The following is a 24,612-nucleotide window of genomic DNA, read 5'->3' as shown; positions in this document are numbered from 1 at the left end:
TAAGCCGGGGCAGTTGTGAATTCCATAAAGTAAAGCTTACTTTGGTAATTGGGTAACCGCTTCCTCAGATAGGAGACAAATGAACCGTGATTTTCTTATCAGGAAATCTGTGCGAGAAAATCATTGAACATGCGGCACGGGATTGCGGTCAGGGTGGGCTGGATCCTTGAGAATCTGACCGCCCTTCATGACGAAGTCAACGTGATACATGACAGTGATGTCGGCCAGTGGGTCTCCGGTTACGGCGATGATGTCGGCGTAGTGTCCAGGCTCAATAGAGCCGAATTGATTGTCTTTGCCAAGGAGGGTCGCGGCATTGATCGTAGCAGCCTGGAGCGCACCGAGCGTAGTCATGCCACCCGCAACCAGAGCGCCAAATTCACGCGAGACAGATTCGTCAACGTCATTGTCGTCCACGCCGTATGCGATTTTGAGGTGGTGGGCGAGCGCCAGTTTGAACGCGGGGCCCTGAGCGGCGAGGATCTCCTGACCCTTGGCGAAGCTGTCCGGGTCGCGTCCTTTGGACAGGCCGGTCTCCATATCGTGCTGAAAGCAGTAAAGCGTGGGCACGAGCCAGGTTCCGTGGTCCTCCATGAGCTGTGCGCCTTCTTCGTCCAGCATCGTTCCGTGTTCGATGGAATCCACGCCTGCGCGTACTGCTGCCTTGATGCCGGCCGCTCCTTCTGCGTGAGCCATGACTTTCTTACCTGCACGGTGAGCGACCTCGACGGCCTTGGCCATCTGCTCCTCGCTCAACTCCTGTACATGGAAATCTGAAATCGGGTCCATGACGCCGCCTGTCGCCATGAGCTTGATCCAGTCTGCGCCGAACTTGATATCGCGGCGAACCACGCGCGCAACATCATCTACCGTGTCGGCAATGTTGGCGCGCTGGGGCAGATCGACGTCTGGCGAAAAGGGTGCGCCATCGCCGTGCCCACCCGTGATGGAAACGCAACTGCCGGCGGCCGAGATGCGCGGTCCCTGAATCAACCCACGATTGACCGAATCACGCAGTGCAAATTGAGGGTAGTCGGATGGACCCTCACAGGCATCGCGCACGGCCGTAAATCCGTGATCGAGCCAGAGCCGCAGGTTGTATACGCCCCAAAGCGTGGCCTGCGGGGCGGAAGTGCGCACTTCGGTGGCCAGGGATTGGCTGGTGGGGTTCGAGAGGATGTGCCCGTGGGCGTCGATCAGGCCAGGCAAGACGGTGTAGGCGGAGAGATCGGTTAGCGGCACTCCGGTCGGAGCTGTCTCCGATATGGCAAGAATCCTGTCTTTCGCAAGAACGATATAGGCGTGACTGCGCACCGCTCCGGTGCGTACATCAATGAGCTTGCCTGCCAGGATTGCGGCAGTCGGAGCTGGCTCAGGTTTGGAGGTTTCGGCGGAGGCGAGGGACGCACAGATGGCGAGGCAACTGAGGGGGAGAAACAGACTTCGAAAATTCATGATTGAGGCGAAGTTAACATGCGCAGGAACACGGGGCAAGCGTTAGTGCGCTTGCCCAGCTTCTTACGCTTGCTTCTTCGGCAACAGCGCGTCCAGCAACAGAAGACATGCGCCGGTAACGATGGCCGAGTCCGCGACATTGAAATCCGGCCAGTGGTAATGGACGATGTGGACCTCAAGAAAATCGACGACAGAGGCAAAGCGGATGCGGTCATAGTCGTTGCCGATTGCGCCGCCTAGCACCAAGGCCAGAGCAGCGGTTGTCAATGTGAACTTTCGTCCGAGCTTCACCAGCGCGATCAGTACGGCCAGCGCAGCGAGAGTCGAAAAGCCGATCAGAACCCATCGCACGTGCTCCGGCGAGGCTGAGTCCGCGAAAAGCGAAAAGGCCGCGCCGTCATTGAGCACATGCGTAATCCGGAAGACATTCGGGATCACCGGAATGGCGTGGCCAAGTTCAATGTGATGCCCGACCCAGACTTTGCTCCAGCGATCGAGAGCAATTACCACAACGGAGATCAGCAGCAGCCAAGGGAGGCGTGAGGCTTGTCTGTCGCTCAAGCGCTCACCTCGCCGTCGGTTGTCGAGTCCGCTGGAGACTCGATGCCCATCATCTTCAGCGCACCGTGGCAGCGCGTACAGACGCTTTCCCATAGTCCATAATTCGCAACTTCCGGCATGAAATTCCAGCAGCGGTTACATTTTGTCCCGGAGGCGGGCAGGGCTGAAACAGATAATTCAGGACCTTCGACGACACGGACGGCAGAGACATTGAGAATCTCCTTGAGTCCGCTCGCATGGGAGCGCAGAAGCTCAAGCAAACTACCTCCGGCCTGAATCTCCAAATCAGCTTCCAGCCCCTTGCCAATCCTCTTTTCCTGGCGCGCTTCCTCAAGAACGAGCAGAGCCGCATCCCGGACGGAGAAGATCTGTTTCCACTCCGCAAGCAGGGACGTTGGGTCGTCGGGATAAATGTCCTTTGGAGCAGGGAAGAGTGCGAGGTGAACGCTCACCTCACGGCCTTCGACAGCGGGCAGATAATCCCAAACTTCGTCGGCTGTGAAGCTCAGGATCGGCGCCAATAAACGCGCCAGCGCTTCGGTGATCTTCCACAAAACTGTCTGCGCGGATCGTCGTGCCTGGGACGCGGGAGCGAAGGTGTACATCCGGTCCTTGAGCACATCCAGATAGAAGGCGCTCAGGTCAGCAATGGCAAACTCGTTGACTGCGTGGTAGATGCGATGGAATTCAAAGCCCTCGTACCAGCGCAGAACCTGTTCGGTCAGTTCCCGCGTGCGGGCCAGCATATAGCGGTCCAGCGGTTCTAGGTCTGCTGTAGCGACTTGGTGCGCAACCGGATCGAAGCCGTGGAGGTTGCCAAGCAGAAACTTGAAGGTATTGCGCAATTTACGGTAGATCTCCGCGCAACGCTTCATCAGGTTTTCGCTGGCCGCCATGTCTTCGCGAAAGTCGATCGAGGCGACCCAGAGGCGAACGATTTCGCCGCCCATCTTTTCGGCAATCTCCACCGGATCGACGCCGTTACCCAGCGATTTCGACATCGCACGGCCAAGCTCGTCGAGCGTCCAGCCCGCAGTAGCCACGTTTGTATAGGGAGCCCGCCCACGTAGCGCCACCGAAGCCAACAGCGAGGAATGGAACCAACCGCGATGTTGGTCGCCGCCCTCCAGATAGAGCACAGTCCGGCCACCGTCCGAGTCCGGCCGGTTGTACATATCGCGCAGGTCGCGGTCAGTTTCAGCCACGGCGTGCCAGCTTGAGCCGGAATCGAACCAGACGTCGAGGATGTCGGTTTCTTTTCTGAATTCCGTCGACCCGCACTTCTTACAGACAGTTCCGGCAGGGAGCAGGTCTGCTACGGAAGTCGTGTGCCAGGCTTCCGCGCCATGTTCTTCAAAAAGCTTGACGATGCGGGCATTCAGGGCGGCGTCTTCCACCGGCGTATTGCACCCGGTACAAAGGAAGACGGCGATGGGCACGCCCCAGATGCGCTGGCGGCTGATGCACCAGTCGGGCCGCGTGGCAATCATGTTGGTGATGCGTTCCTGGCCCCAGGCCGGGTCCCAGTTCACCTTGCCGATCTCTTCGATGGTGAGCTGGCGAAAGGTCGTATCCGAGCCGTCGGCGCGCAGGACCGGAGTTTCCAGGCCAATAAACCACTGCTCCGTCGCGCGGAAGATAACCGGCTTGTGGCAGCGCCAGCAATGTGGATAAGAGTGACGAATCTCTTCGTGCCCCATCAAAGCCCCGCGCTCGCGGAGCAGGTCAATGATCAGCGGATTGGCGGCGAAGACTTTTTTGCCGTGGAAGGCCGGTAATTCCGCTTCGTGCCACGCGGAGGTATCTACATGGATAACACCTGCATTGTCGACTCGCGTGGTGGCGTCGAGTCCGTAGCGGACGCCAGTATAGAAGTCGTCCGCGCCGTGCGATGGAGCGGTGTGGACCGCGCCTGTACCCTGATCCGCAGTCACGTAGTCGGCATTGACGCCGAGGATGCTGCGGTCGAGGAACGGATGCTGGAAGGTCGCGCGGTCGAGCCGGTCCCCGGGAAATCTTGCCAGAACAGAGGGTTCGCCCAGTTTGCAGGCCGTCGCGACCGACGCGGCCAGTTCCGACGCGACGATGTAGACCGGGGCGTCGGCCTCTTGGCCTGCGGACAGCGCAACGTATTCGAAACTCGGATGGAAGGCTACCGCCATCGATGCAGGCAGGGTCCACGGGGTGGTCGTCCAGATGATTGTGTACACTTCGCGACCAGCCAGGGCCGTGGCGGCTTCTTCACCCAACGCTTCCAGACCGGATGTTAGCCGGTATCGCACATATACGGATGGACTGGTGTGCTGTTCGTATTCGATCTCGGCGTCGGCGAGGGCCGTTCGGTCGTTGATACACCAGTAAACCGGCTTCAAACCTCTGTAAACAAAGCCTTTCTCGAAAAAACCGTAGAAGGTTTCGAGCGTTCTGGCCTCATAGTCACGGGACATGGTCTTGTACGGATCGCGCCAGCGTCCGAAGATGCCAAGCCGCTCAAATTGCGAGGTTTGCAGGTCGACGTACTTCTGCGCGTAAGCGCGGCAGGCATCGAGGACCGCTGGAGCCGGCATTTCCAGCTTCTTACGGCCGAGCTGCTCGTCTACCTTGATTTCGATGGGCAGGCCGTGGCAATCGTAGCCAGGGACATATGGGGAATCGAAGCCAGCCATCGTCTTCGACTTAACGACAAAATCCTTGAGGCCCTTGTTCAGAGCGTGGCCCAGATGCAGCGGACCGTTGGCGTAGGGCGGCCCGTCGTGGAGCAGATAAGCGGGCCGGCCCGCGGCAGCCTTGCGCAACTGGGTGTAAATGTCGAGGGATTCCCAGCGTTTGAGCCTCTCCGGCTCGTTCTGGGGTAGGTTGGCCTTCATCGGGAAATCAGTTTTAGGCAGCGTCAACGTTGCCTTGAGTTCTGGTACAGCCGACATTCTTGCTCCCAAATTCAAATGCTAATCATCCAATTTTCAGTGTAAACAACTCGCCTGAGAAAATCCGGTAACTATGGGCGCTGCGTAACGTCTATTGTCAGTGAGGCCCATTTGGTAGAAGAGACGGGACAGTAGGCGAGGTTTTTCGTTGGCGGAAGACCGCGCCGTTGAGCTGAATTGAACCAGCGAACAAGACAGCGAGGCAGCAGTTCCCGCATAATGTCTGGAATGGGCTGGAATGGGTTTGATCCATTCAGAGACCCTGAGCCGTCCCTGAACGTCTATGGGAGATGAGAACCGGCAGCAACTATGGCAAATGATCTTCTTAACCCGCCCGATGCCGAAACCGCAGCCAAGTCCGGATCGCTGAATGGCCGTGGAACCAATTTGAACCACTCCGCTGAATCCGGCCATGAATTGGACGCCCTCCTGGGGAAGGCGTTTGAAGAGAAGTCGGTCTGGGCCGATCTCTACGATAATGTGTACGAGCTGTTCTTTCCGGTCAAGCTTCCGCCGCTGGAGTTGACCAGCACCCCGATCCCGGTGCCAGACCGCATGGCGGTCAAGCGCAGCCCGACGGCAATCGCCATTTCTACGGGAGTGAACCTCGGGATTCTGGCGCTGCTGCTGTTTGCGTTTCGCAATCAGGTCTCGCAGGCCGTCCAGAAGCTGAACCTGAGCAATATTGACGCCAACATATCGCCCTGGAAGCCTATTACACCCAAATCTGGGCAGATGGGCGGCGGCGGCGGCGGCGGATCGCATGACGTAGCTCCGCCGATCAAAGGTCATCTGCCGAAGATTGACCCGAAGCCGCTCCTTCAGCCGCAGGTTCCTATCATCGAGCACCCCAAGCTGGCCATCGATCCTGCGATAGACGTGCAGAAGAACATCAAGCTGCCTGACAATCCGACGCTACCCTTGATCGGCGTGACCTCGTCGCCGAACGTTACTCTCGCTTCCAATGGGCAGGGTTCCGGCGGCGGTATGGGAACCGGCAAGAATGGCGGCCTTGGCAGCGGCTCGGGCAATGGCTATGGCCCCGGAGAAGGCGGCAATGTTGGCGGCGGTTTGCGCCGCGTTGGCGACGGTGTTACTGCTCCCAGGCCGATCTTCCAGCCGGAGGCCGAGTTCTCCGACGAGGCTCGCCGCGCCAAGTATGAGGGCACGGTTGTCGTGACCCTGATCGTGGATGCAAATGGCAATCCTCAAAATGTTCATGTGACCCGGACACTCGGCATGGGCCTGGACGAAAAGGCCGTGGAAGCGGTGCAGAAGTACAAGTTCAAGCCGGCAATTGATCAGAAGACAGGTAAGCCGGTTCCTGTTATGGTCAGCGTGGAAGTTCGCTTCCGGCTTTACTAGGTTTCCGCTATCCAAGAACCATCAGCGGCTGAAAGAGCGTGCCTGCGACGCGTCTGGCGACTGCCACAAGCTCTTTCTGCCCGTCGAAAACCTTGACGACTCCCGCATCGGAAAACTCCGCCAGATTTGCCTGTCCGCCATTGCGCAGTTTTCCCAGTGCAATGGCGTCGCCTGAGACGCAGGGCATCTCTGGGAGCAGCGTCCGGGGATGAAGGAACGACTCTTCGATTCTCGACCCCAATTCCGGACCCGGCCCCGCGAGAGCTTCCAGTGTATGAGCCTGGTCGAGCGTGAAGACTCCGGCTTGCGTGCGCCGCAGACTGCTGAGATGCGCGCCGCAACCCAGCGCCTGTCCGAGTTCATGCGCTACCGAGCGCACGTAACCGCCTGCGCTTACCTTCATCTGGAAGCTGGCACTGTCGCCGATCAATTCATCAATGCTGAACCGATGTATGTGAATCGTCTTCGGCTTTAATTCGACCGGTTTGCCCTCGCGGGCTAGTTTGTAAGCCGGCTTTCCGCCGATCTTCTTCGCTGAAAATGCGGGCGGCATCTGCTCGATTTCGCCGCGAAATGGCGCGGCGGCGCGACGCACCTGGTCGAGCGTCAGGTTGGGATTGATTAGCGGTTCCTGCGGCATGCCTTCGGCGTCGTATGTATCGGTCGCGAAACCGAAACGGATGGTTCCCGTATACGTCTTGTCGGCTGTCGAGAAAAACTGCGCCAGGCGGGTGTACTTACCCAGCAGCAGGGGAAGTACGCCGGTCGCCATGGGGTCCAAAGTACCTAAATGCCCGACCGACTGTTCTCCAGTCAATCGACGTATGCGGCTCACAACGTCATGCGAGGTCATTCCGCCCGGTTTATCAACTACCAGAAGCCCATTCATTCCTTTAAGTTTAACGGCTCCAATTGCGCGGGCTGCGGCCGTTCCGTACATCGGAAATTACGGCATTGAATGCCTAAAAGCGAACAAAAGGAGTATGCCCCCCCCCCGGGGGTACTCATTTTGCCGCGTATCTTCAACTTATTGAGCGACTTAGCATTGATTTATGGCGCGATTTTCGTCGGTTTTACGCTACTTTTGCGCACTTTTTTGCTGCGAATTGACGCTGATCAGCGGTGGAGCAGTGAATAACTGGGGTAACCGGGAATGCTACGAAGGATGCAGACGCTTCCAACTCCACTTCCAGTATGCGCTGGCCAGGCGTAATTCTGCGCAGTGAGGCAAAACACTGGAAATGGATGGGCTGCACTGGTTTAGCAGGACCTTATTCCGGGATTTGTTGCATATTCATGCAATGGCCGTAAGGCATGCCTGTATTTGTCACCCGAAACCTGGGGTGCTATGAATCCTGCGAGACTTTAGAGGCTGCCGCTTCCCGGCTGGCGGACGAGCGAGAGGAACTCCGCCCGCGTCTGCTGCTCGCGGAAGCACCCGACCATGGCGGATGTCACAGTCGTGGATTGCTGCTTTTCCACTCCGCGCATCATCATGCACATGTGCCGCGCCTCAATGACAACGCCGACGCCGCGGGGCTCGATGGCTTCCTGGATTGCGTCCGCGATCTGCCGCGTAATTCGCTCCTGCACCTGCAAACGGCGCGAGAAAACCTCGACCAGTCGCGGTATCTTGCTCAGACCAATGATTTTACCGTTGGGGATATAGGCCACGTGCGCGCGTCCGAAGAAGGGAAGCATGTGGTGCTCGCAGAGGGAATACAGCTCGATATCCTTGACGATGACCATCTCGTCGTAGTCCACGTCGAAAAGCGCGCCACGCAGAATCTGGGTCGGGTTCTGGTTGTAGCCCTTGGTCAGAAAGTTCATGGCTTTTTCGACCCGGCCCGGAGTTGCAAGCAGACCGTCGCGGTCAGGATCCTCGTGGAAGCGGCTCAATAACTCGCGGTAGAGTTCCTGGGTTGAGTAACCGCCCAGTCCTGGGTCGGTTTCCTGCAGAGCGACTGCTGACTTAGAGGTCTTCGTTACCACCACCGGGTGCGCCATTCACGTGTCCTTGTCTGTACTTCGAATTCAAACCACTGATTTTGATTCGTGTGTGCCGCTTTGGAGTTGAATCCTTCTCCGCTTCTGATCCCGGCGGAGCGGATCTTGATTCAGGAAGAACGGATGGATCATTTCAACTTTCAGAGTATTCAAAAAAGTTGTTTTCCGTTTCTTCGATGCGGATCTTCTCCAGTATGGCCGGTTTCAGGGCTGTGCGGAGAAGGTTAAAGATTGCGATGCATAGATTCTCGGTTGTCGATACCTTCTCTGCGAAGAGGGGATCGAGATTCAGATTCATGTGGTCGAAGCGGGCAATCACGGTTTTGGACACCGCAGCATCGAGTGTCGCCATGTTGATGACCATGCCAGTCGCCGGGTCAATTTCTCCGCCGACCGTAACTTCGATTCGGTAATTGTGGCCATGTCCGTGTGGGTTGTTGCACTTACCAAACACTGTCAGGTTCTTTTCGGCGGAGAGCGCGCCGGTGTGCAGCCGATGACTGGCGCTGATCGTGTAAGCGCGGGTGAAATAAGCCTTCATATCCGCGTCTCACCCTTTTCTCCGCGATATTCAGCGAAGATGTCATTCGTTTCATAGACGCGAACGCGGCTCAGCATCGCGCCACCTGCCTCAGCAACAGGCACTTCCAGCCGATTCCAGACGGCGATTGCGATGTTTTCCGTGGTCGGAATAGAGTCAGCGAATTCGGGAACTTCGAGGTTCAGGTGGCGATGATCGTAAACGCTGATAACCTGTTCCTCTATAACATCCTTGAGCCATTTCAGATCGACGACAAATCCGGTCACGGGGTCTACCGTGCCTGTGACCGTGACTTCCAAGGTGTAGTTGTGGCCGTGCCCGTTGCGGTTGGCGCAGCGGCCAAAGACGGCTTCATTCTGCTGCTCGGACCAGGAAGGATTCCAATAGTAGTGGGAGGCCGAAAAAGTCGCCCGTCGTGTCAGCAGGATCATGCGCAGGTTTACCTGTGAATAAGATGCCGCCGTGTTTGCCGGGTTTCAGCAATGCAACAGGAAAATTGCCACAGTGAACAGAACAGGACACATTTTCCGGCGGAAGTTACAGGATAGAGCCTCAAGCCGGATAGATGCGGCCCTTCCAGCTCACGCGATGCAAAACCGTGTTTTGGAACCAGCTCCGATAGAGCAAAACGATAAACAGAGGCAGGGCGAGCGGAGAAACGAGGCAATCGATGGCCGGGAAATTGGATTTTGCGACCCGGGCGTAAAAGCGCCACAGATTTCGCAGCCACACCAGGGTCAACAGCCATCCGGCAGTGAACCACGGGACCTCCCGGACGCCGTAGTTCCAGAAGCGCCAGGCCAGGAGCGGCAGGCCGATCAGCAGGAAGATATCCAGGACACGCCACGCAGCCAGGATCAGCGTATTGCCAAAGAGCAGCGCGAGGTTCTTGGTCCATCCCTCGATCATGGCGCTCACATTGCGGTACATGCGCGTCGATAGGGCGTCTGCCGCATAGCGAAAGCGCAAGCCAACTTTGCGCCGCTTGGCCAGGAAGGCGAGTTCCACGTCTTCGAGGATCTCGCCTTTGACTGCGGCGTGGCCTCCCAGCGTGCGGTATGCCTCGCGCTTCACCAGCAGGAATTGTCCATTAGCGGCTGCAATGCGTAGTTCGGGATTGGAGACTTTCTCTGGCGGGTAGGCCAGCGCAAGCTCACTGAAAACGAGCGGCATCAGCGCTCGCTGCCAAAGACCCGATACAAGCTGCTTCGGCGAATACGAAAGCACTCCAACACGGTGCTTCTCCGCCTCATGCATCGCCCGCCGCAGGTTGCCCGCTTCGTGGATCGTGTCGGCGTCTGTAAACAGGAGCCACTGGCCGCGAGCGCGTTGTGCTGCAGTCCAGCAGGCGTTGGCTTTGCCGGTCCAGCCACGTTCGAGCTTTGCCGGGTCAAGAACGGTTACTCCGGCGAAGCCTGCAGCGATGGCGCGTGTGCGGTCCGTCGAGCCATCGTCGACAACGAGCAGTTCCCAGTCGCGTCCCAGGGCGAAGAATTCATTCGACTGAGCGACGAGTGATTCGAGGCAGGCTCCAAGACAATCCTCTTCGTTCCGCGCGGGAACAATGACAGTAAGCTCCATCTCGGCTGGTTGATGCTGGTGTGCATCGGACTGAGCTTCCTCTGTTGCGTTGGGCATGGTGTGTACGACTCCCGCTCCGTATTATAGGGATGTGGGTATAAGGAATCTCAAGCCGCGTGTTCCAGCTTTGATCTGCCTGATGCTTGCTTTGACGGCGTTCGGCTGCGACCGCGGTAGTCACCCTTCTGAGATTGGCATACCTGCTCCGGATTTCTCCGTTGCGGACGGCAAGACTTCCATCCATCTCGCGGACTATCGCGGCCGGGTGGTTCTGCTCAACTTCTGGGCGAGCTGGTGTGCGCCGTGCATCGTTGAGCTGCCTTCGTTGCAGCAGTTTCATCGCGATCATCCGGATTATCCGATCCTTGCGGTCAGCATCGATGAGGATGAGGGTGCTTATCGGCGGTTTCTAATTCAGCGGCAGGTCAATTTCATTACCGTCAGAGACCCGCAGCAGACCGCTGCTACAAAGTACGGAACGACAGGATGGCCGGAGACTTTCGTGATTGACCGCCAGGGCAGAATTCGGCGCAGATTTATTGGCGCAACCAATTGGAACGACCCGGAAATCCTGCGTTTCCTGAAGACTCTGTGAGTCCTAAACTGATTGGAAGGAAATTGGTATTATCAAGTCATGACTAACGTAGACATCCTCTTTCGCTACAGCGGCCAGCCGAGTGAGCCGGAACTCTTTGCGCTCGCAAATGCGCGTGAAGTCTACGGCATTCGCCGATTGTCTTTCGACCGCGCGGCCAGCACTCTGCTCGTTGAATATGATGCCACGCGCTTGAATGCAGCCACGGTAACTCAATTGGTTCGCCGCTCCGGGCTGCAACTCATTGAGGAATTGCCGGTATTGCCTCCGCCGCCTGCGGAAGCTGCTCCTGTGGCTGCTCCCAAAGCGTAGCCGCTGGAGCTTGCCGGGACCCCGGTTTCTTGTTACTCTGAAGAAGGTTCGGGAACGAACCGATATGCGCCTATAGCTCAGCTGGATAGAGCGGTTGACTACGAATCAACAGGTCGGGAGTTCGAATCTCTCTGGGCGCACCATTCCTTCCTTCTGGCATTCAAGCCTCCCAAGAAATTTAATTTGTGCGGACTTTTCACCGCATAAACCTCAGAGCTCAAGCCGCACTCCCCCTGCGACTTGAGCTCTGACGGCTTATGGATCTACGGACGATACTCGAACGGAGCGGTGATCTGTATTTGCGCCGTGACCGGCAGGTTATCCGAGGAACCACCGGCCAGCAATCGCACCGGTTCCTTTTCGACGCGCCATGCATGGCGAGCCGCATCCCAATACGCCAGATCCCGCGCTTTCACCATGATCTTTGCATCGGCGGATTGACCTGCGGCGACATGAATCCGGCGGAAGCCCTTTAATTCAAGCTGCGGTCTTTCGACAGCCGATCCCAGGTGCTGCACATAGAGTTGAACGACTTCGTCACTATCCCGCTTTCCGGTGTTCTTCAGATGCACGGTGACCTCGACTTGTCCGTCGCCGGCGATGCTGGAGGAACTCGGGTCCAGCTTTTCGTATGCGAAGGTGGTGTAGCTGAGGCCGTAACCGAAGGGATACAGCGGCTTCTGCTTGCTGTAGAGATAGGTGCGGCCGTGGGTCAGGTCGTAATCCATGATGGGCAGCAGCTGGTCGTCGCCTGTGGGCCATGTTTGGACGAGACGCCCGGCGGGGGAGTACTTGCCGAATAGGACATCGGCGAGGCCGTGACCAAGCTCCTGGCTGTTATGCGTCAGATGGACGATTGCGGGAACGTGCTGCTGGCTCCAGACAATCGCGTATGGAAAGCTGGAAACAAGCACCTCCACTGTATGCGGATTGGCTGCGTAGACCTGCTTCACGAGATCCTCCTGCTCCAGGACGATCGTCTTGCGGTCGACGGCTTCGCGGCCATTGCTGGGAGTATCGCACTGCGCCCATTTGGTGGCGTTGCAGTAGGGGTGATTGCCTACAACGACGATTGCGACGTCAGCGGTTCGGGCCAATGCAGCGGCGGCGGCCGGGTCGGTTCCTTTGTCGAATACGACCTTTGCGCCTTTGCCGACTGCCTCGCGGATGCCTTGCAGGGCAGTCACGGAATACGGCGGCGTTCCGCTGTACCAGTCGAGCAGCACGTCGTCGGCCCAGGGACCGATCACGGCGATGGTCTTGAGCTTGGCAGCGTCCAGCGGCAGGGTATTGTTCTCGTTCTTCAGCAGAACAATCGATTCGTCGGTTGCGAGCCGCGCCAGCTGCTTGCTGCTTTCGCGTTCCCACGGCGGAGTATCGTTGGCTTCGCGTCCGATTTTGCCATAGGGATCGTTTGCGCCTGGAACCCCATTTACGGCGTCAAACTCACCCAGCTTTACGAGCACTCTCAACCAGCCTCGCAGCGAGGAGTCCAGTTCGGATTCGGTCACCAACCCGTCGGCAAGCGCCTTGGTCAGGTCAGGCTGGTATGTATCGAGGAAGTAATTGATTCCGGCTTTGACCGCGGCTGCTGAGCCGTGTTCCTTATCTGGAAAGCTCTTGTGCGCGGTGATCAGGAGTCCGAGGGCTCCGCCATCGGTGCAGATGATGCCGTCGTTGCCCCACTCCTTGATCATCACGTCCTTAAGGACTGGGTTGATCATCATCGGCGTGCCGTTCCACGAGTTGTACGCGGCCATCACTCCGCGCGAACCGCCCTCTTCGAAACCCATGCGGAAGGGAACGGAATAGTATTCGCGAAAGAGCCGCTCGCCGAAGTCCGAAGAGCTGGAGGAGCGGGTGTCTTCATTCTCGTTGGCGAGGAAGTGCTTCATCAGCGAGGACGCCTGCCAGTGATCGGGGTCGGGTCCCTGGAGGCCGTGCATGAATCCCACAGACATGGTGCCGACGAGATACGGGTCTTCGCCCATCGACTCTTCACTGCGGCCCCAGCGGGGATCGCGCGCCAGATCGACATTGGGAGCGCGGACAACTACGCCGCCACGATTATACGTGGGGCTTTGGTAGTCGTAGCGAGCCTCATATCCTTCCAGCGCTCCGATCTTTTCCATCAGCGCAGGATCCCAGGTGTTGCCAAGGCCGCGCTCCTGCGGGAAGGTGGTCGTTGGCAGCGGCACTTTGCCCTTGCCCTCCCAATGTCCGGGGCCTCCTAGAGCCAGACCGTGCAGACCTTCAACCTGGCCGGTGAAAGCGAGTCCGAGCCGCGGTATCTTCGGGCTGCCGCTCATCAAGGACACCTTTTCATCCAGCGTCAGGCGGCTGAGCAGGTCGGTGACACGCTGCTCGATCGGCAGTTTTGGATCGCGAAAGGGATAATCGGTCTGCGCCCAGCCCTGGCACGCCATCGACACTAAGGCAATCACACCCATGGGTGCCAGCCATTTAATTTGCATATCAATTCACTCCTAAGAACTGCTTCAAAAAGCGCAGATTATCACACTGAGCATACGATTCGCCGCAAGTAAAGCCTTTGAGCTGCTATTCCGGGCTTCGCCGTGGTGCGAAAGTGGAGTCTAAATTCGAAACCGCTCCGGCCCGTATGGCCAATAGCTGATCTCGCAACTTAGTAGCGCAGGTTTCCGCTTTGGAATACTGTGGTGGCATTCCCGATGGGTTTTCGTCGCCAATCTCGGTTGCGTAGGAGCGGCAATTCGCGTTGGGTGGAGCATTTGATTGCGCTGACCCTCGCTCCGGGTACGCTTCTGAACGCACTCGCGCAGCGGCAATCTGGATCTCCGCTCATTCAGGTGCCATGCCTGATCACGCTCGTCTCGGGTCACTCCTGTCCAGGCTGTGGAATGACGCGCGCCCTTACTTTGCTTTGGAGCGGCCGATTGCACGATGCTATTGTTCAGAATCCACTTTCCCCTTCCACGTTCGCATTGCTTTGGATGCTTTTCTGTTTACAAGTCTGCAGGCTGGTGATATTCCGAAGAGAGATTTCCGCAGCCGCAAAAATCCATCGGGAAGATCCCGGCGCAATCGGGACAGGGAGACCGGGAGGACTATGGCAGAGTTCAGTGTGGCCGAGCAGATGCAACTCACTGAGGGAATGACCGAGCAGCAGAAATTTCTCTTTCAGGCGCAGTACGGCGCTGAACGAAAGGATCGCGTTCGGATCCTTGTCATCTCCGTCTTTCTGGGAGCATTCGGCATTGATCGATTCCTTGTGGGAGATATCGGACTCGGACTATTGAAACTTCTGACGGGAGGCCTTTTGGGGATCCTATGGCTGGTCGACATCTTTCTGATCATGGGGCGCGTGGACGACTTCAACCGAACGAAAGCTCATGAGATTGCCATGACTATCCGAATGTCCGGTCCAGGCGTTCAGGCTTTTTGAGTTTGAATCAGATTACTTGCGGAGCAACGGAATCAACAGCGGCTCAAGGTGTTCGGCGATCAACTCGGAGCCCTTTGCCGTTGGATGGATGCCGTCCTCCTGGATTGTTCCAGGCAACGTGTAAATATGGTCGTACAGCATCGGCATGAGCGGTACATGATGCTTGTTTGCCGCGTCGCGATAGATGGCGTTAAAGGTCTGGATATAGTCCGCGCCGTAATTTGGCGGCAAGGTGATGCCCACCAAGAGAACTCGAATCTTTGCGGCTTCCAAAGTTGCGAGCACAGAATCGAGATTCTTGCGGGTTACGTCGAGCGGGAGGCCGCGAAGACCGTCGTTGCCGCCGAATTCCACGACCACGACCTCGGGATGAAGCGCGACGATTGAGTTCACGCGGGCCACGGCATCTTTCGTCGTATTCCCGCTCACGCCCTGGTTGAGGACGCGGTAATGGTATCCGCGCTTCGACAGAAGTTCTGCCAGGGCTGCTGGATAGCTCTTGTCGGCGTCCAATCCGTAACCGGCTGTGATGCTGTCGCCAAAACAGACCAGGGTCTTCTCGGGGCTGGCAGCGTGCATCCCGACGGCGATCAGGCAAATTGCCAAGAGCGGACCGAGGCGGCTCAGTCTCCGATTGCGGCGACGCATCATGTGTGCAGTGTATCAATCGGTGAGAGCGGGGCGCTGTGCCCCATCGGTCTGCGCGGGGAACCCATTGCGGCAAAACCGCGTAGCATCAAAGCAGGGAACGGTCCGAAAACGGTCAGAAACAAGCCAAAGCGGCTGGAGTGCTGGATGATTGAAGTGCGCGGGGTGAGGAAGTGGATTCAGAACGGCTCAAGACGAGTCGAGATTTTGAAGGGGATCGACATAAGCATCCCTTCGGGTCAGTTTGTAGCGATTGTTGGGGCCAGCGGTAGCGGAAAGAGCACGTTGCTGGGCCTGCTTGCCGGCCTCGATACGCCTAGCGAAGGCGAAATCTGGCTCGACGGCACGCCGATTCACAATCTGGAAGAAGAAGCGCTTTCCGCCGTGCGAGGCCAGAAGCTGGGGTTTGTTTTTCAGTCGTACCAACTGATTCCGACGCTCACTGCGCTAGAAAATGTGCTGTTGCCCTTCGAACTTAATCTGCCGGGGAGCGGTATCGACCGTGCCCGTAAATTGCTGACACAGGTGGGCCTCGCCGAGCGCGTCGATCACTACCCCGTGCAACTCTCCGGCGGCGAACAGCAACGTGTTGCGCTGGCGCGAGCCTTCATCGTCGAACCGCCTATTGTCATGGCCGACGAACCTACCGGCAACCTCGACTCCGTGAACGGCGAAAAAGTACTCGAATTGCTTCTGAGCCGCAACCGGGACGCAGGAACCACCCTCGTTCTGGTAACCCACGATCCGCAGGTCGCCGCGCTGGCACACCGCAAGATCGTGTTGCGGGACGGCCTGGTGGTGGAAGACATTCTGTCGGCTGAGCCAGTTGCCGTGGCGAGCGGAATTCAGGATGGGATTCAGTAGATGGCACAGCGATCTCTCACCTGGTCACGCGCGGCCATCATCGCCGGTCGCGATCTGCGCTCCGCTCCCGGCAAGTTCATCTTTGTAGTTCTCTCGGTTGCTGTCGGTGTCGCTGCGCTTGTCGGCGTTCGCGGGTTCAGCGAGAGTTTCCGCTCGACACTCACACGTGAGGCGCGTTCGTTGATGGCAGGCGATCTCTCAGCGCGAACCAATCAGCAACCCTCAGCGGCAGAGCGGCAGAAGGTCGACTCGCTCAAGGGGCAGGGAATCCGCAGCACATGGGTAACGGAAACCATCTCGATGGCCTCGGTCCCACCCGATCCGGTCCCGATCCTCGTATCGCTCAAGGCCGTCGATCCCGCTGCATATCCGTATTACGGAAAAGCTGAGCTTGATCCGGATATGCCGCTCGCCTCCGCGTTGACAGCCAACTCCGTTGTCGTTGCCGATGAGTTTCTGATCCGGCTGAAAGCCAAAGTCGGTGATACGCTGCGCCTGGGCGGTCACAACTTCCGCATTGCCGCCCGGCTTGTTCAGGAGCCAGACCGCATCACGGCCGGAGCTGGCCTGGGGCCGCGTGTGCTTATCTCCCGAGCGGCTCTCGATTCAACTAATCTGCTCGCCCCCGGCAGCCGGGCTAACGAACGGCTCTTATTGCAACTACCGACCACGCTGCAGACCACGGTTCAACTCGCGGCCGTCCGCAAGCAGGTCGAGGCCATGCTGCCGGAAGCGCAGGTGATGGACTACCGTGAGGGCAACCCCGCGTTGACGGAGGGCCTGGACCGCGCTACTGCGATCCTAAGTCTCATTTGCCTGGTGGCCATGGTGCTTGGTGCAATTGGCGTCGCCATGTCGATGCACGCGCATCTCGAACAGCGCATGGATGTGCTGGCGATCCTGAAAGCGATTGGTGCTGGCTCCGGCGATCTGCTGCGCATTTTTCTACTGCAAACGATGGGTCTGGGACTGGCTGGCGCGCTTGTCGGAGTGGCTGCCGGCGCGGGCGTAATGCTGGCGCTTCCGGCGGTCTTCGGCAATTTGCTGCCGGTACACGCGACGCTTTCCTTTCCATGGCGGTCGGCTCTGGCTGGCCTTGCAACGGGTCTGCTGACCACGCTGCTCTTCTGCCTCCCTCCGTTGCTCGATGTCCGTCAGGTGCGGCCCATCCTTGTTTTGCGCCGCATGGTGGAGCAAGCGGAGGAGCGCGGATTTGTCGCCTTTCTGCGTCACTGGGGACAGCGCAAGCTCCAGATTGCCGCGGCCGTCGTGATTCTGGTAGCGCTGACTGCAATCGCCGCCGCGCTGAGCGATTCCGCGCAGGTCGGCACATGGTTCGGCGCGTCTCTCGCGGCTATTCTCATTGTTCTGCTCCTGCTTTCTGCTGGATTTCTGCGCCTGCTGCGTTGGCTGCTCAAGATTGTGCGCCTGCATTTGCCGCAATATCTGCGCCAGGGACTGGCTAATCTCTATCGCCCGGGCAATCAGTCGGCTGCCGTGCTCGCTGCTCTTGGCACCGGAGTGATGCTGATTCTGGCCGTCTACCTGATGCAGTCCCAGGTGCTGCGTGAGATTCAGGAGACTGCCTCGCCGAAGCTGCCGAACATCTTCCTTGTCGACGTTACCTCGGACGAAGTCCCGGGAATGCAAAAGTTTTTCAAGACGCAGCCAGGTGTCCAGGATCAGTTGGAGTTGCTTCCGGTCATCAGTGGGAGATTTGTTTCGCTCAATGGTGTTCCGCTGGAAAAACTGAAAGTCGAACATTTTCCACGCCGCATGCTCGAGAGTGTGTCGCTGAGTTGGGCGGACACGCTGCCGGAAGGAGACAAGATCCGGCAAGGCAAATGGTGGAGCGACCCCAACGCGCATCAGATGGCCATCGGCGAAGGCATTGCGCAGCGCATTCACGTTGGCGTCGGTTCTGCTGTTGCTGTTGAAGTCGAGGGAAAGGTGATGCAACTCACAGTCGCTGCGACCTTCCGCGCCGACGAACAGCACATCGGTGGCCGCAGCAGCTTCCTCTTGCCGTCCGGTTTGCTTAAAGACGCGCCTGTAGTCTGGTATGGCGCTGCGAGGGTCGATTCGAAGCAAGTATCAATGATCGAACGCGCCCTCTTTGCGGCGTTTCCGACGGTTACGGTCATTAATCTGGCCGACGTCCTCGACCGCATCGAAACCGTGGTCAATCAGATTACTTTCGTGGTTCGCTTTCTTGCTGGATTTTCGATTTTTGCTGGCCTGATGATTCTGGCTTCGAGCATTGCCAGTACGCGCTTTCGCCGCACTCGGGAAGCGGTCGTGCTGAAGACGCTTGGAGCAACGCGCTGGCGCATCATTCGTATCTTCAGCGTGGAGTTCAGCGTGCTTGGTCTTCTGGCGGGTACAGTCGGCGCCATCTTTGCCAACCTGCTCACTCGCGTGCTGCTGCGTAAGCTCGAAGCGCAATGGCATTTTGAGTGGCGTGCTACTCTGATCGCTTTAGTGGGCACAGCCATTCTGGCTGCCGCAACCGGCTGGCTAGCGAGTTATCGCATCCTTGGCTTACGACCCCTGGAAGTGTTGCGCGGGGAGTAACGAATACTGGCGTGAAGCAGGGAAACGATGAAGGCGCGAACTTACGTTCGCGCCTTCATCGTGCTTCTGGGATTTTGTCGTGGACGAAGGCAGGAAGCTACCTCAGAACTCCTCGTCCCCTTCAATCTTGGGCAACTTGTCGTTGTCGCCTGCGAACATTACATACAGCGTAGGCAACAGGAAGATTCCGATTACCAAGTTGGCCAGAAGGCCGCCGACGATGACGATTGCGAACGGCCGCTGTGAATCCGACCCGATGCCATGCGAGAAGGCCGCAGGCATCAGACCGAGAGTCGCCACCAGCATCGTCATCATGATGGGACGCAAGCGAAGCACCGCTCCTTCGATCGCGGCTTCGATGATGTTCGTCTTGCGATCCTCCTGCATGCCCCTTCTACGTGCACGCAGTTGGTTGATGTACTCCAGCATGATCACGCCGGTCTGCACCGAAACGCCGAAGAGCGCGAGGAAGCCGACCGCCGACGAGACGCTGAAGTTCGTATGCGTTAGAAACAGCGCCAGCGGGCCACCGATCGAGGACATGAAAACGCTGGCCATGATCAGGAACGCCCATTTGAACGATCCGAACATGATGTAGAGGATCAGGAAGATACATGCCAGGGTTACAGGAACAATAATGGCCAGGCGCGCGTTCGCTCGCTTCTGACTTTCGTATTCACCGGCCCACTCGGTGTGGTATCCCGGCGGTAGCTTGACCAGCCGATTCACCTTTTCGAGGGCTTCTTCCACCGTTGATCCAAGGTCGCGCCCGCGGACCGAGTACTTGATTGCGATATACCGTTGGCCACCTTCGCGGTAGATCTCCTCAGCGCCGTCGTCGGTGGACACATGCGTCACCTGCGCCAGCGAAACGCGTTCTCCCGTCGGCGAGAGCAAGCGTATATTCTCGATGGCATCGCGTGTGTCGCGATATTTTGGCAGATAGCGCACCGTTACGTCATAACGTGCTTCGCCCTGTTGCACCTGCGTTTCGGCTGCTCCGCCTACAGCAGTCTGGATCGCGTCTTGCACGTCCGCGACGTTGATGCCGAAGCGAGCTGCGGCCTGACGGTCCACGGTGAAATTCAGGTTGGGCTGTCCGATGATGCGAAAGATGCCCAGATCCTCGACGCCCTTGACCTTGCTCATCAGGTCTACGATCTCCTGCGCTTTGGATTCGAGGACCTTCAAGTCATCGCCGTAGAGCTTCACGGCCAGTTCGCCTTTGACGCCAGAGACAGCTTCTTCCATGTTGTCCGAGATCGGCTGAGAGAAATTCCAGATCACTCCGGCGAACTTGCTCTCAAGCTCTTTATCCATCGCGGCGATCAGCTCTTCCTTGTTCTGATGGAAGACCGGCCGCCAATCTTCTTTCTGTTTGAGATCGACGAAGTACTCCGTATTGAAGAAGCCGGTTACATCGGTGCCGTCGTCCGGTCGTCCGGTCTGGCTGACTACCTGAGTTACCTCCGGAAATGCCGCAAGGGCAAGACGCGCGCGGTTGGTGAAGTCGATGCTGGTTGTGGGTCCTTCGCTTGGAGCAAGGGAACCGCGCACCCAGATCGCGCCTTCATCCAGATGAGGCAGGAACTCCGATCCAATCACGCCTCCAAAGTTGAGCCACATAGCGATGGCAAAGATCACAAGCGCCACGCCGACAGTGATCTTGCGATTCATGATGGCCCATCGGACGCTGGTGCGATAGTGCCTCACGAGGAAGCCCATCAGCGGGTTCTCCCACTCTTTCGCACCCTTGCTGAAAAGCAGACTGGCCAAAACTGGAGCGACGATGATGGAGAAGGTCAAAGCTCCCAGCAGCGCAAAGGCCACCGTCCAGGCCATCGGCTTGAAGAGCCTTCCCTCCACGGCCTGCAGAGTAAAAATAGGCAGATACGCGGTGATGATGATGGCGATGGCGAAGAAGACAGGCTTTTGGACTTCCTGCGCTGCATCCCGGATCTTTTGCTGTGGCGTATGGGGGTCGTTTTTGTGCGCCAGGTGTCGGATGATGTTTTCAATCATCACGACTGCGCCATCCACAACCATGCCGAAGTCGAGCGCTCCGAGCGACAGCAGGTTGGCTGGAATGTGGTTCAGGTTCAGCAGAATCGATGCAAACAGCAGCGAGAACGGAATGGTCAGAGCCACAATGATTGCGCCGCGGACATTCCCCAGGAAGACAAACAAGATGAGCGAAACGAGAATCACGCCCTCTGCAAGGTTGTGCTCGACCGTGTGCACGGTGAAGTGCACCAGGTCGGACCGGTCGAGGAAGGGAACTATCTTTACTCCGGGCGGGAGAATGTGCCCATTCAGCTCTGCAACCTTGGCTTCGATGCCTTTCAAAACCGGGTCAGAGTCGTCGCCTTTCTGCAGCAGCAACACGCCTTCGACAGTGTCGTCGTTGTCGACGATTGTGCCATCCGGGTGGTGCCACGCGCGGCCGATCTGTCCAAGCCGGATCTTAGGCCCCTGCGTAACGACGCCAATATCCTTGATCTTCAGCGCCGTGCCGGATTGTGTCTTGATTACGGTGTTTTCAATGTCGGTGACATTGGTATAAAGACCCACCGACTGCACGTTCACCTGCTGCGCGCCCTGCTCGATAAAGCTGCCACCCGCATTGGTGTTATTGTTCGCTACCTGCTGCTCGACCTGACCGATACTGAGTCCGTAGGAGATGAGCTTATCCGGGTCAAGCTTGATCTGGTACTCCCGCGTAGGGCCGCCGAAGCTGGCCACGTCGACTACGCCCTTTACGCCCTTGAAGGTCTTCTCCATCGACCAGTCTTCGAGCGACTTTTTCTCCATCGCATCGTAAGCGGGATTGGTGCTTTCAAGGGTGTACCAGTAGATCTGTCCAACAGGGCTCCAGTCGGTGCCCATCTGCGGCTGAAGCCCAGCCGGCAGAGTTACCTGAGAGAGCCGTTCCAGCGTGTGTTCGCGATTGACATCGTTGATCGATTCATCATCGAAGGTCAGCGTCAGGCTCGATATGCCTGCCAGAGAGAAGGACCGCAGGTGCGTCATGTGCGGAATGCCGGCCATCTGGATTTCTACCGGTACCGTGACCTGCCGCTCGATCTCTTCCGCCGAACGGCCAGGCCATTGCGTGATGATCTGAACGTAGTTATTGGCTACATCCGGATAGGCTTCGATCGGCAGATTGCGAAACGAAATCACACCCCACGCAGTAAGCACGATGACCCCGCCCAGCACCAGCCAGCGATTTTTGAGCGCAAAATCAACCAAGGCGCGAATCATTACTGGCTCACCGTGCTTTCCAGATCCAGCGCATTGGTTACGACCTGCTGGCCAACAGTCAGGCCGCTCAGAATCTCCTGTTTGCCACTTGGCAGTATTCTTCCGCCCCGAACTTCCGTCCGTTTGAACTGGCTGCTGCCGGCGGGCACGAAGACCCAGTCTCGATCATGCAGGTGCAGAACCGCAGTTGAGGGAACCGCGGTGTAGGTTTGCAGAGTCTTGCTCTCAAACGTCGCGGTCACAAACATCCCGAGCTTGAGAATGCCAGGGTTTGGAACCTCGAGCCTCACCTTGGCCGTGCGGATACTTGGGTCAAGCACCGGGCCGATGTCGCTGATGCGGCCTGTCAAGACTTTGTCCGGGTAGGCATTGATGTGGATCTGAGCGGACTGCCCGAGGTGAATCTTTGAAATGTCGTTTTCGAAGACGTCGCAGATGATCCACACGGTTGAAAGATCAGCAATCGTGAAAGCAGTGGCTGTGCCCGAGAGCGTTACGCCCGCGGCTGCAGCCTGGGTCACGTTCTGAGCAATAATGACGCCAGAAATTGGCGCATAAACGTTTACCAGGCTGTTGGGGTGATTCTTGTCGACGCCTAGCGTTTTGAGGTTCTCTTCTGCTGCGGTCAGATCGGCTTGAGCATCCTTCTCGGTGTCTTCCGCCTGCTCCAGCGTCGCTTGCGATATCGCACCGTGGTCGAAGAGTTCCTTTGAACGCAGATATGCCTTGTTGGCCAACTGCTCGTCGTTCACCGCTTTGAGATAGGTATCATATGCACCCGAAACATCCGGGCTTTGAACCTTGATGAGCAGGTCGCCCTTCTTCACATAATCGTCAAGGCGCGCCTTTATGTCGACGACTCGTCCGTTGGCCAGGGAGATAACCGGAATCTCCCGCGAGACGTCGGGATTTACCGAGCCGGTTGCAGACAGCTGCGACGCTTCTTCCAGCTTCTCGGCAGCTTGCAGTGGGAACTGGTGCACCTTGTTCGCATCTACCGAGATCAGGTTCATATCGGAGACATGTTGGACCTGTGGCTCCGGTGGGGCGCCGTCGCCCGACTCCTGCTTTTTGCAAGCCGTGAAGGAGATGCTTGTTATCAGTAAAAGACCGAATATACCTAATCCAGAAAGGTTCTTAGCTCGAATCTGCATCATTGAATCACCTCGCGTCCAACTGCAAGATTCAGTTGGCTGGCCGCCGTTAGATAAGTGCCGATCAGTTGCAGATAGGCCAATTGCACTACGCGATAATCGCTTTGCGCATTGAGAAAATCCATCAGCGAAGCCCCGCCGCGCTGATACGCAAAAGTCACCGTATCGCGCACCCGCGTGGACTGCGCAAGGTACTTGTCCCTGTAAGGCTTGAGCAGCGTGATATTGCTGTCGACCTGTGCATATGCGGAGTCCACATCGCTGAAAACCTGCGCGCGCGCGGACTCGGTCAACTGCTGCGAGCGATCGATATCGATCTGTGTGCGCTTCTTTTCTCCCTGGTTGCGGTCAAAGATGCGAAGCGGAATGCTCACGCTCAAGCCCAGCGTATTAACGTCGTTCGGGTTATTGAACGATGGATTGTGCGTATACCAGCCACTCAGGGTCGGATCCGTGGAACCATTTGCCACGGCCAGTTTATGGGCCGCCTTCGATTCTTCGATGGTCTGCAGTGCCGCCCGCAGGTCCGGCCTGTTGTCGAGCGCCGTCTGCCGGAATTCTTCCAGTTGTTTCAACTGATCAGAAAAGGTGAATGGACCTTCGACGTCAAATTGCTCTACCGGCGTCCGGTCATTCAACAATTGCAATAGTTGAATCTTGGAAGTACGAAGGTTCACCAGCGCCGTCTGCAGTTCGGACTCATACTGCACACGCAGCAATTCGATACGATCCAGGTCGATCTGTGCGATGTCTCCGGCGTGAAAACGAGTGCGGCTGATGTCGATGATCTTGTCGTAGTATTCCAGATCGTCGTGGGCAAGCTTGACCACAGCCTTGGCCTGAAGGGTCTGAACGAAAGCGGAACGCAGATTGAAGATCATGTTGCGTTCCAGATCCTCGTGGCTCGACTCAGCGACCCTCGTTGCATCCTTGGCCGTCTCAAGCCTAAGTTGACGCTTATGCTCGCGCTCAATCAGGTAGCCCAGATTCGACTGTTCCTGAACGCCAATCAGCGGCTGCCAGACCCCGTTGTGGGGCGCAAGTTGCAGACCGTCTTCAGAAAATGTGAATTGCGGATTTGGCCTGAGATAGGCGGTCGTCTCTTCCGCCTTCATTTCGTCCACGCCCAGCGCGTCGGCCTTGAGTGCAGGATTTGCTGCTTCAAAGCGAGCCTTGACTTGATCCCAGGTCAGGGCTTGTCCCGCAACTGTCTGCGGCACAGGAGCAGCTGCCGAGCCAACTGGGCTCGCTTGACTGCTTCCAGGACGGGCAGACAGCGCCACAGGCAGCACTACGGCTGCATACAACCATACAGTGAGTCGTTTCATGACACCCTTGGGAGC

At 57.6% G+C, this 24,612-nt stretch carries 20 protein-coding genes and 1 tRNA gene; 8 read left to right on the top strand and 13 right to left on the bottom strand.

The features are described from left to right. Nucleotides 1-120: 120 nt before the first annotated feature. The 3 genes from OHL23_RS11450 to ileS form a co-directional block, all read right to left on the bottom strand. Nucleotides 121-1,455: a metal-dependent hydrolase family protein gene (locus OHL23_RS11450; RefSeq protein WP_263352016.1), complete on the bottom strand. Its 1,335-nt coding sequence runs from the start codon at nucleotides 1,453-1,455 to the stop codon at nucleotides 121-123. 63 nt (nucleotides 1,456-1,518) lie between these two features. Next, a complete protein-coding gene (lspA, locus tag OHL23_RS11445; protein ID WP_263352015.1) occupies nucleotides 1,519-2,016 on the bottom strand; it encodes a signal peptidase II in 498 nt (165 codons plus the stop codon). Continuing rightward, complete coding sequence (gene ileS, locus OHL23_RS11440; RefSeq protein ID WP_263352014.1) at nucleotides 2,013-4,940, bottom strand: isoleucine--tRNA ligase; 2,928 nt, start codon at nucleotides 4,938-4,940, stop codon at nucleotides 2,013-2,015. Before ileS ends, lspA begins: the two co-directional genes overlap by 4 nt. A gap of 309 nt (nucleotides 4,941-5,249) precedes the next feature. Between ileS and OHL23_RS11435 the strand changes: the two genes are divergently transcribed. Further along, nucleotides 5,250-6,305, top strand: a complete 1,056-nt coding sequence (locus tag OHL23_RS11435; protein WP_263352013.1) for an energy transducer TonB — start codon at nucleotides 5,250-5,252, stop codon at nucleotides 6,303-6,305. 7 nt (nucleotides 6,306-6,312) lie between these two features. Here the strand turns inward: OHL23_RS11435 and truB are convergent, their stop codons facing one another. The 5 genes from truB to OHL23_RS11410 form a co-directional block, all read right to left on the bottom strand. Then, nucleotides 6,313-7,194 (bottom strand): tRNA pseudouridine(55) synthase TruB, encoded by an 882-nt coding sequence (gene truB / locus OHL23_RS11430; RefSeq protein WP_263352012.1) that lies wholly within the window; start codon nucleotides 7,192-7,194, stop codon nucleotides 6,313-6,315. Between the two features lie 476 nt (nucleotides 7,195-7,670). Next, the gene (folE, locus tag OHL23_RS11425; RefSeq protein ID WP_263352011.1) at nucleotides 7,671-8,312 is read right to left on the bottom strand and encodes a GTP cyclohydrolase I FolE; all 642 of its coding nucleotides are present in this window, start codon (nucleotides 8,310-8,312) and stop codon (nucleotides 7,671-7,673) included. A 133-nt stretch (nucleotides 8,313-8,445) separates the two neighbouring features. Beyond that, nucleotides 8,446-8,853 (bottom strand): 6-carboxytetrahydropterin synthase, encoded by a 408-nt coding sequence (locus tag OHL23_RS11420; RefSeq protein ID WP_263352010.1) that lies wholly within the window; start codon nucleotides 8,851-8,853, stop codon nucleotides 8,446-8,448. Beyond that, entirely contained in the window at nucleotides 8,850-9,284 is a 435-nt protein-coding gene (locus OHL23_RS11415) for a 6-pyruvoyl trahydropterin synthase family protein (protein WP_263352009.1), read from the bottom strand. Before OHL23_RS11415 ends, OHL23_RS11420 begins: the two co-directional genes overlap by 4 nt. Before the next feature lie 121 nt (nucleotides 9,285-9,405). Then, complete coding sequence (locus OHL23_RS11410) at nucleotides 9,406-10,491, bottom strand: glycosyltransferase (protein WP_263352008.1); 1,086 nt, start codon at nucleotides 10,489-10,491, stop codon at nucleotides 9,406-9,408. 82 nt (nucleotides 10,492-10,573) lie between these two features. Between OHL23_RS11410 and OHL23_RS11405 the strand changes: the two genes are divergently transcribed. From OHL23_RS11405 to OHL23_RS11395, 3 genes are all read left to right on the top strand, one after another. After that, nucleotides 10,574-11,029 carry a TlpA family protein disulfide reductase gene (locus tag OHL23_RS11405; protein WP_263352007.1) on the top strand — a complete coding sequence of 152 codons (456 nt, stop codon included), beginning with the start codon at nucleotides 10,574-10,576 and terminating at the stop codon, nucleotides 11,027-11,029. A gap of 39 nt (nucleotides 11,030-11,068) precedes the next feature. Further along, complete coding sequence (locus tag OHL23_RS11400) at nucleotides 11,069-11,341, top strand: hypothetical protein (RefSeq protein ID WP_263352006.1); 273 nt, start codon at nucleotides 11,069-11,071, stop codon at nucleotides 11,339-11,341. A gap of 66 nt (nucleotides 11,342-11,407) precedes the next feature. Then, nucleotides 11,408-11,484: transfer RNA gene (locus OHL23_RS11395), tRNA-Arg, on the top strand. Nucleotides 11,485-11,604: 120 nt separating this feature from the next. On the opposite strand, the gene OHL23_RS11390 is transcribed toward OHL23_RS11395, so the two are convergent. After that, nucleotides 11,605-13,815, bottom strand: a complete 2,211-nt coding sequence (locus OHL23_RS11390; protein ID WP_263352005.1) for a glycoside hydrolase family 3 C-terminal domain-containing protein — start codon at nucleotides 13,813-13,815, stop codon at nucleotides 11,605-11,607. 216 nt (nucleotides 13,816-14,031) lie between these two features. Here OHL23_RS11390 and OHL23_RS28830 point away from each other — a divergent pair, with 216 nt between their 5' ends. Beyond that, on the top strand, nucleotides 14,032-14,478 hold the full coding sequence (locus OHL23_RS28830; RefSeq protein WP_396127335.1) for a DUF2752 domain-containing protein: 447 nt from the start codon (nucleotides 14,032-14,034) through the stop codon (nucleotides 14,476-14,478). Continuing rightward, on the top strand, nucleotides 14,430-14,765 hold the full coding sequence (locus tag OHL23_RS11385) for an NINE protein (RefSeq protein ID WP_263352004.1): 336 nt from the start codon (nucleotides 14,430-14,432) through the stop codon (nucleotides 14,763-14,765). Before OHL23_RS28830 ends, OHL23_RS11385 begins: the two co-directional genes overlap by 49 nt. Nucleotides 14,766-14,777: 12 nt before the next feature. Here OHL23_RS11385 and OHL23_RS11380 read toward each other — a convergent pair whose 3' ends face one another. Next, nucleotides 14,778-15,416: an arylesterase gene (locus tag OHL23_RS11380; RefSeq protein WP_263352003.1), complete on the bottom strand. Its 639-nt coding sequence runs from the start codon at nucleotides 15,414-15,416 to the stop codon at nucleotides 14,778-14,780. 144 nt (nucleotides 15,417-15,560) lie between these two features. On the opposite strand from OHL23_RS11380, the gene OHL23_RS11375 reads away from it, so the two are divergent. Beyond that, nucleotides 15,561-16,277, top strand: a complete 717-nt coding sequence (locus tag OHL23_RS11375) for an ABC transporter ATP-binding protein (protein WP_263352002.1) — start codon at nucleotides 15,561-15,563, stop codon at nucleotides 16,275-16,277. After that, nucleotides 16,278-18,851 carry an ABC transporter permease gene (locus tag OHL23_RS11370; protein WP_263352001.1) on the top strand — a complete coding sequence of 858 codons (2,574 nt, stop codon included), beginning with the start codon at nucleotides 16,278-16,280 and terminating at the stop codon, nucleotides 18,849-18,851. 102 nt (nucleotides 18,852-18,953) lie between these two features. Here OHL23_RS11370 and OHL23_RS11365 read toward each other — a convergent pair whose 3' ends face one another. The 3 genes from OHL23_RS11365 to OHL23_RS11355 are packed head-to-tail and all read right to left on the bottom strand — an operon-like array spanning nucleotide 18,954 to nucleotide 24,597. Beyond that, on the bottom strand, nucleotides 18,954-22,115 hold the full coding sequence (locus tag OHL23_RS11365; protein ID WP_263352000.1) for an efflux RND transporter permease subunit: 3,162 nt from the start codon (nucleotides 22,113-22,115) through the stop codon (nucleotides 18,954-18,956). Next, entirely contained in the window at nucleotides 22,115-23,272 is a 1,158-nt protein-coding gene (locus OHL23_RS11360; protein WP_263351999.1) for an efflux RND transporter periplasmic adaptor subunit, read from the bottom strand. The genes OHL23_RS11365 and OHL23_RS11360 overlap by 1 nt, the downstream gene beginning before the upstream one ends. After that, nucleotides 23,269-24,597: a TolC family protein gene (locus OHL23_RS11355; RefSeq protein WP_263351998.1), complete on the bottom strand. Its 1,329-nt coding sequence runs from the start codon at nucleotides 24,595-24,597 to the stop codon at nucleotides 23,269-23,271. Before OHL23_RS11355 ends, OHL23_RS11360 begins: the two co-directional genes overlap by 4 nt. Nucleotides 24,598-24,612 lie beyond the last annotated feature (15 nt).

The sequence above is a fragment of the Acidicapsa acidisoli genome (assembly GCF_025685625.1).
Lineage (GTDB): Bacteria > Acidobacteriota > Terriglobia > Terriglobales > Acidobacteriaceae > Acidicapsa > Acidicapsa acidisoli.
The sequence above is the reverse complement of the archived record's forward strand: the minus strand, read 5'-3'. Positions and strand labels throughout refer to the sequence as shown.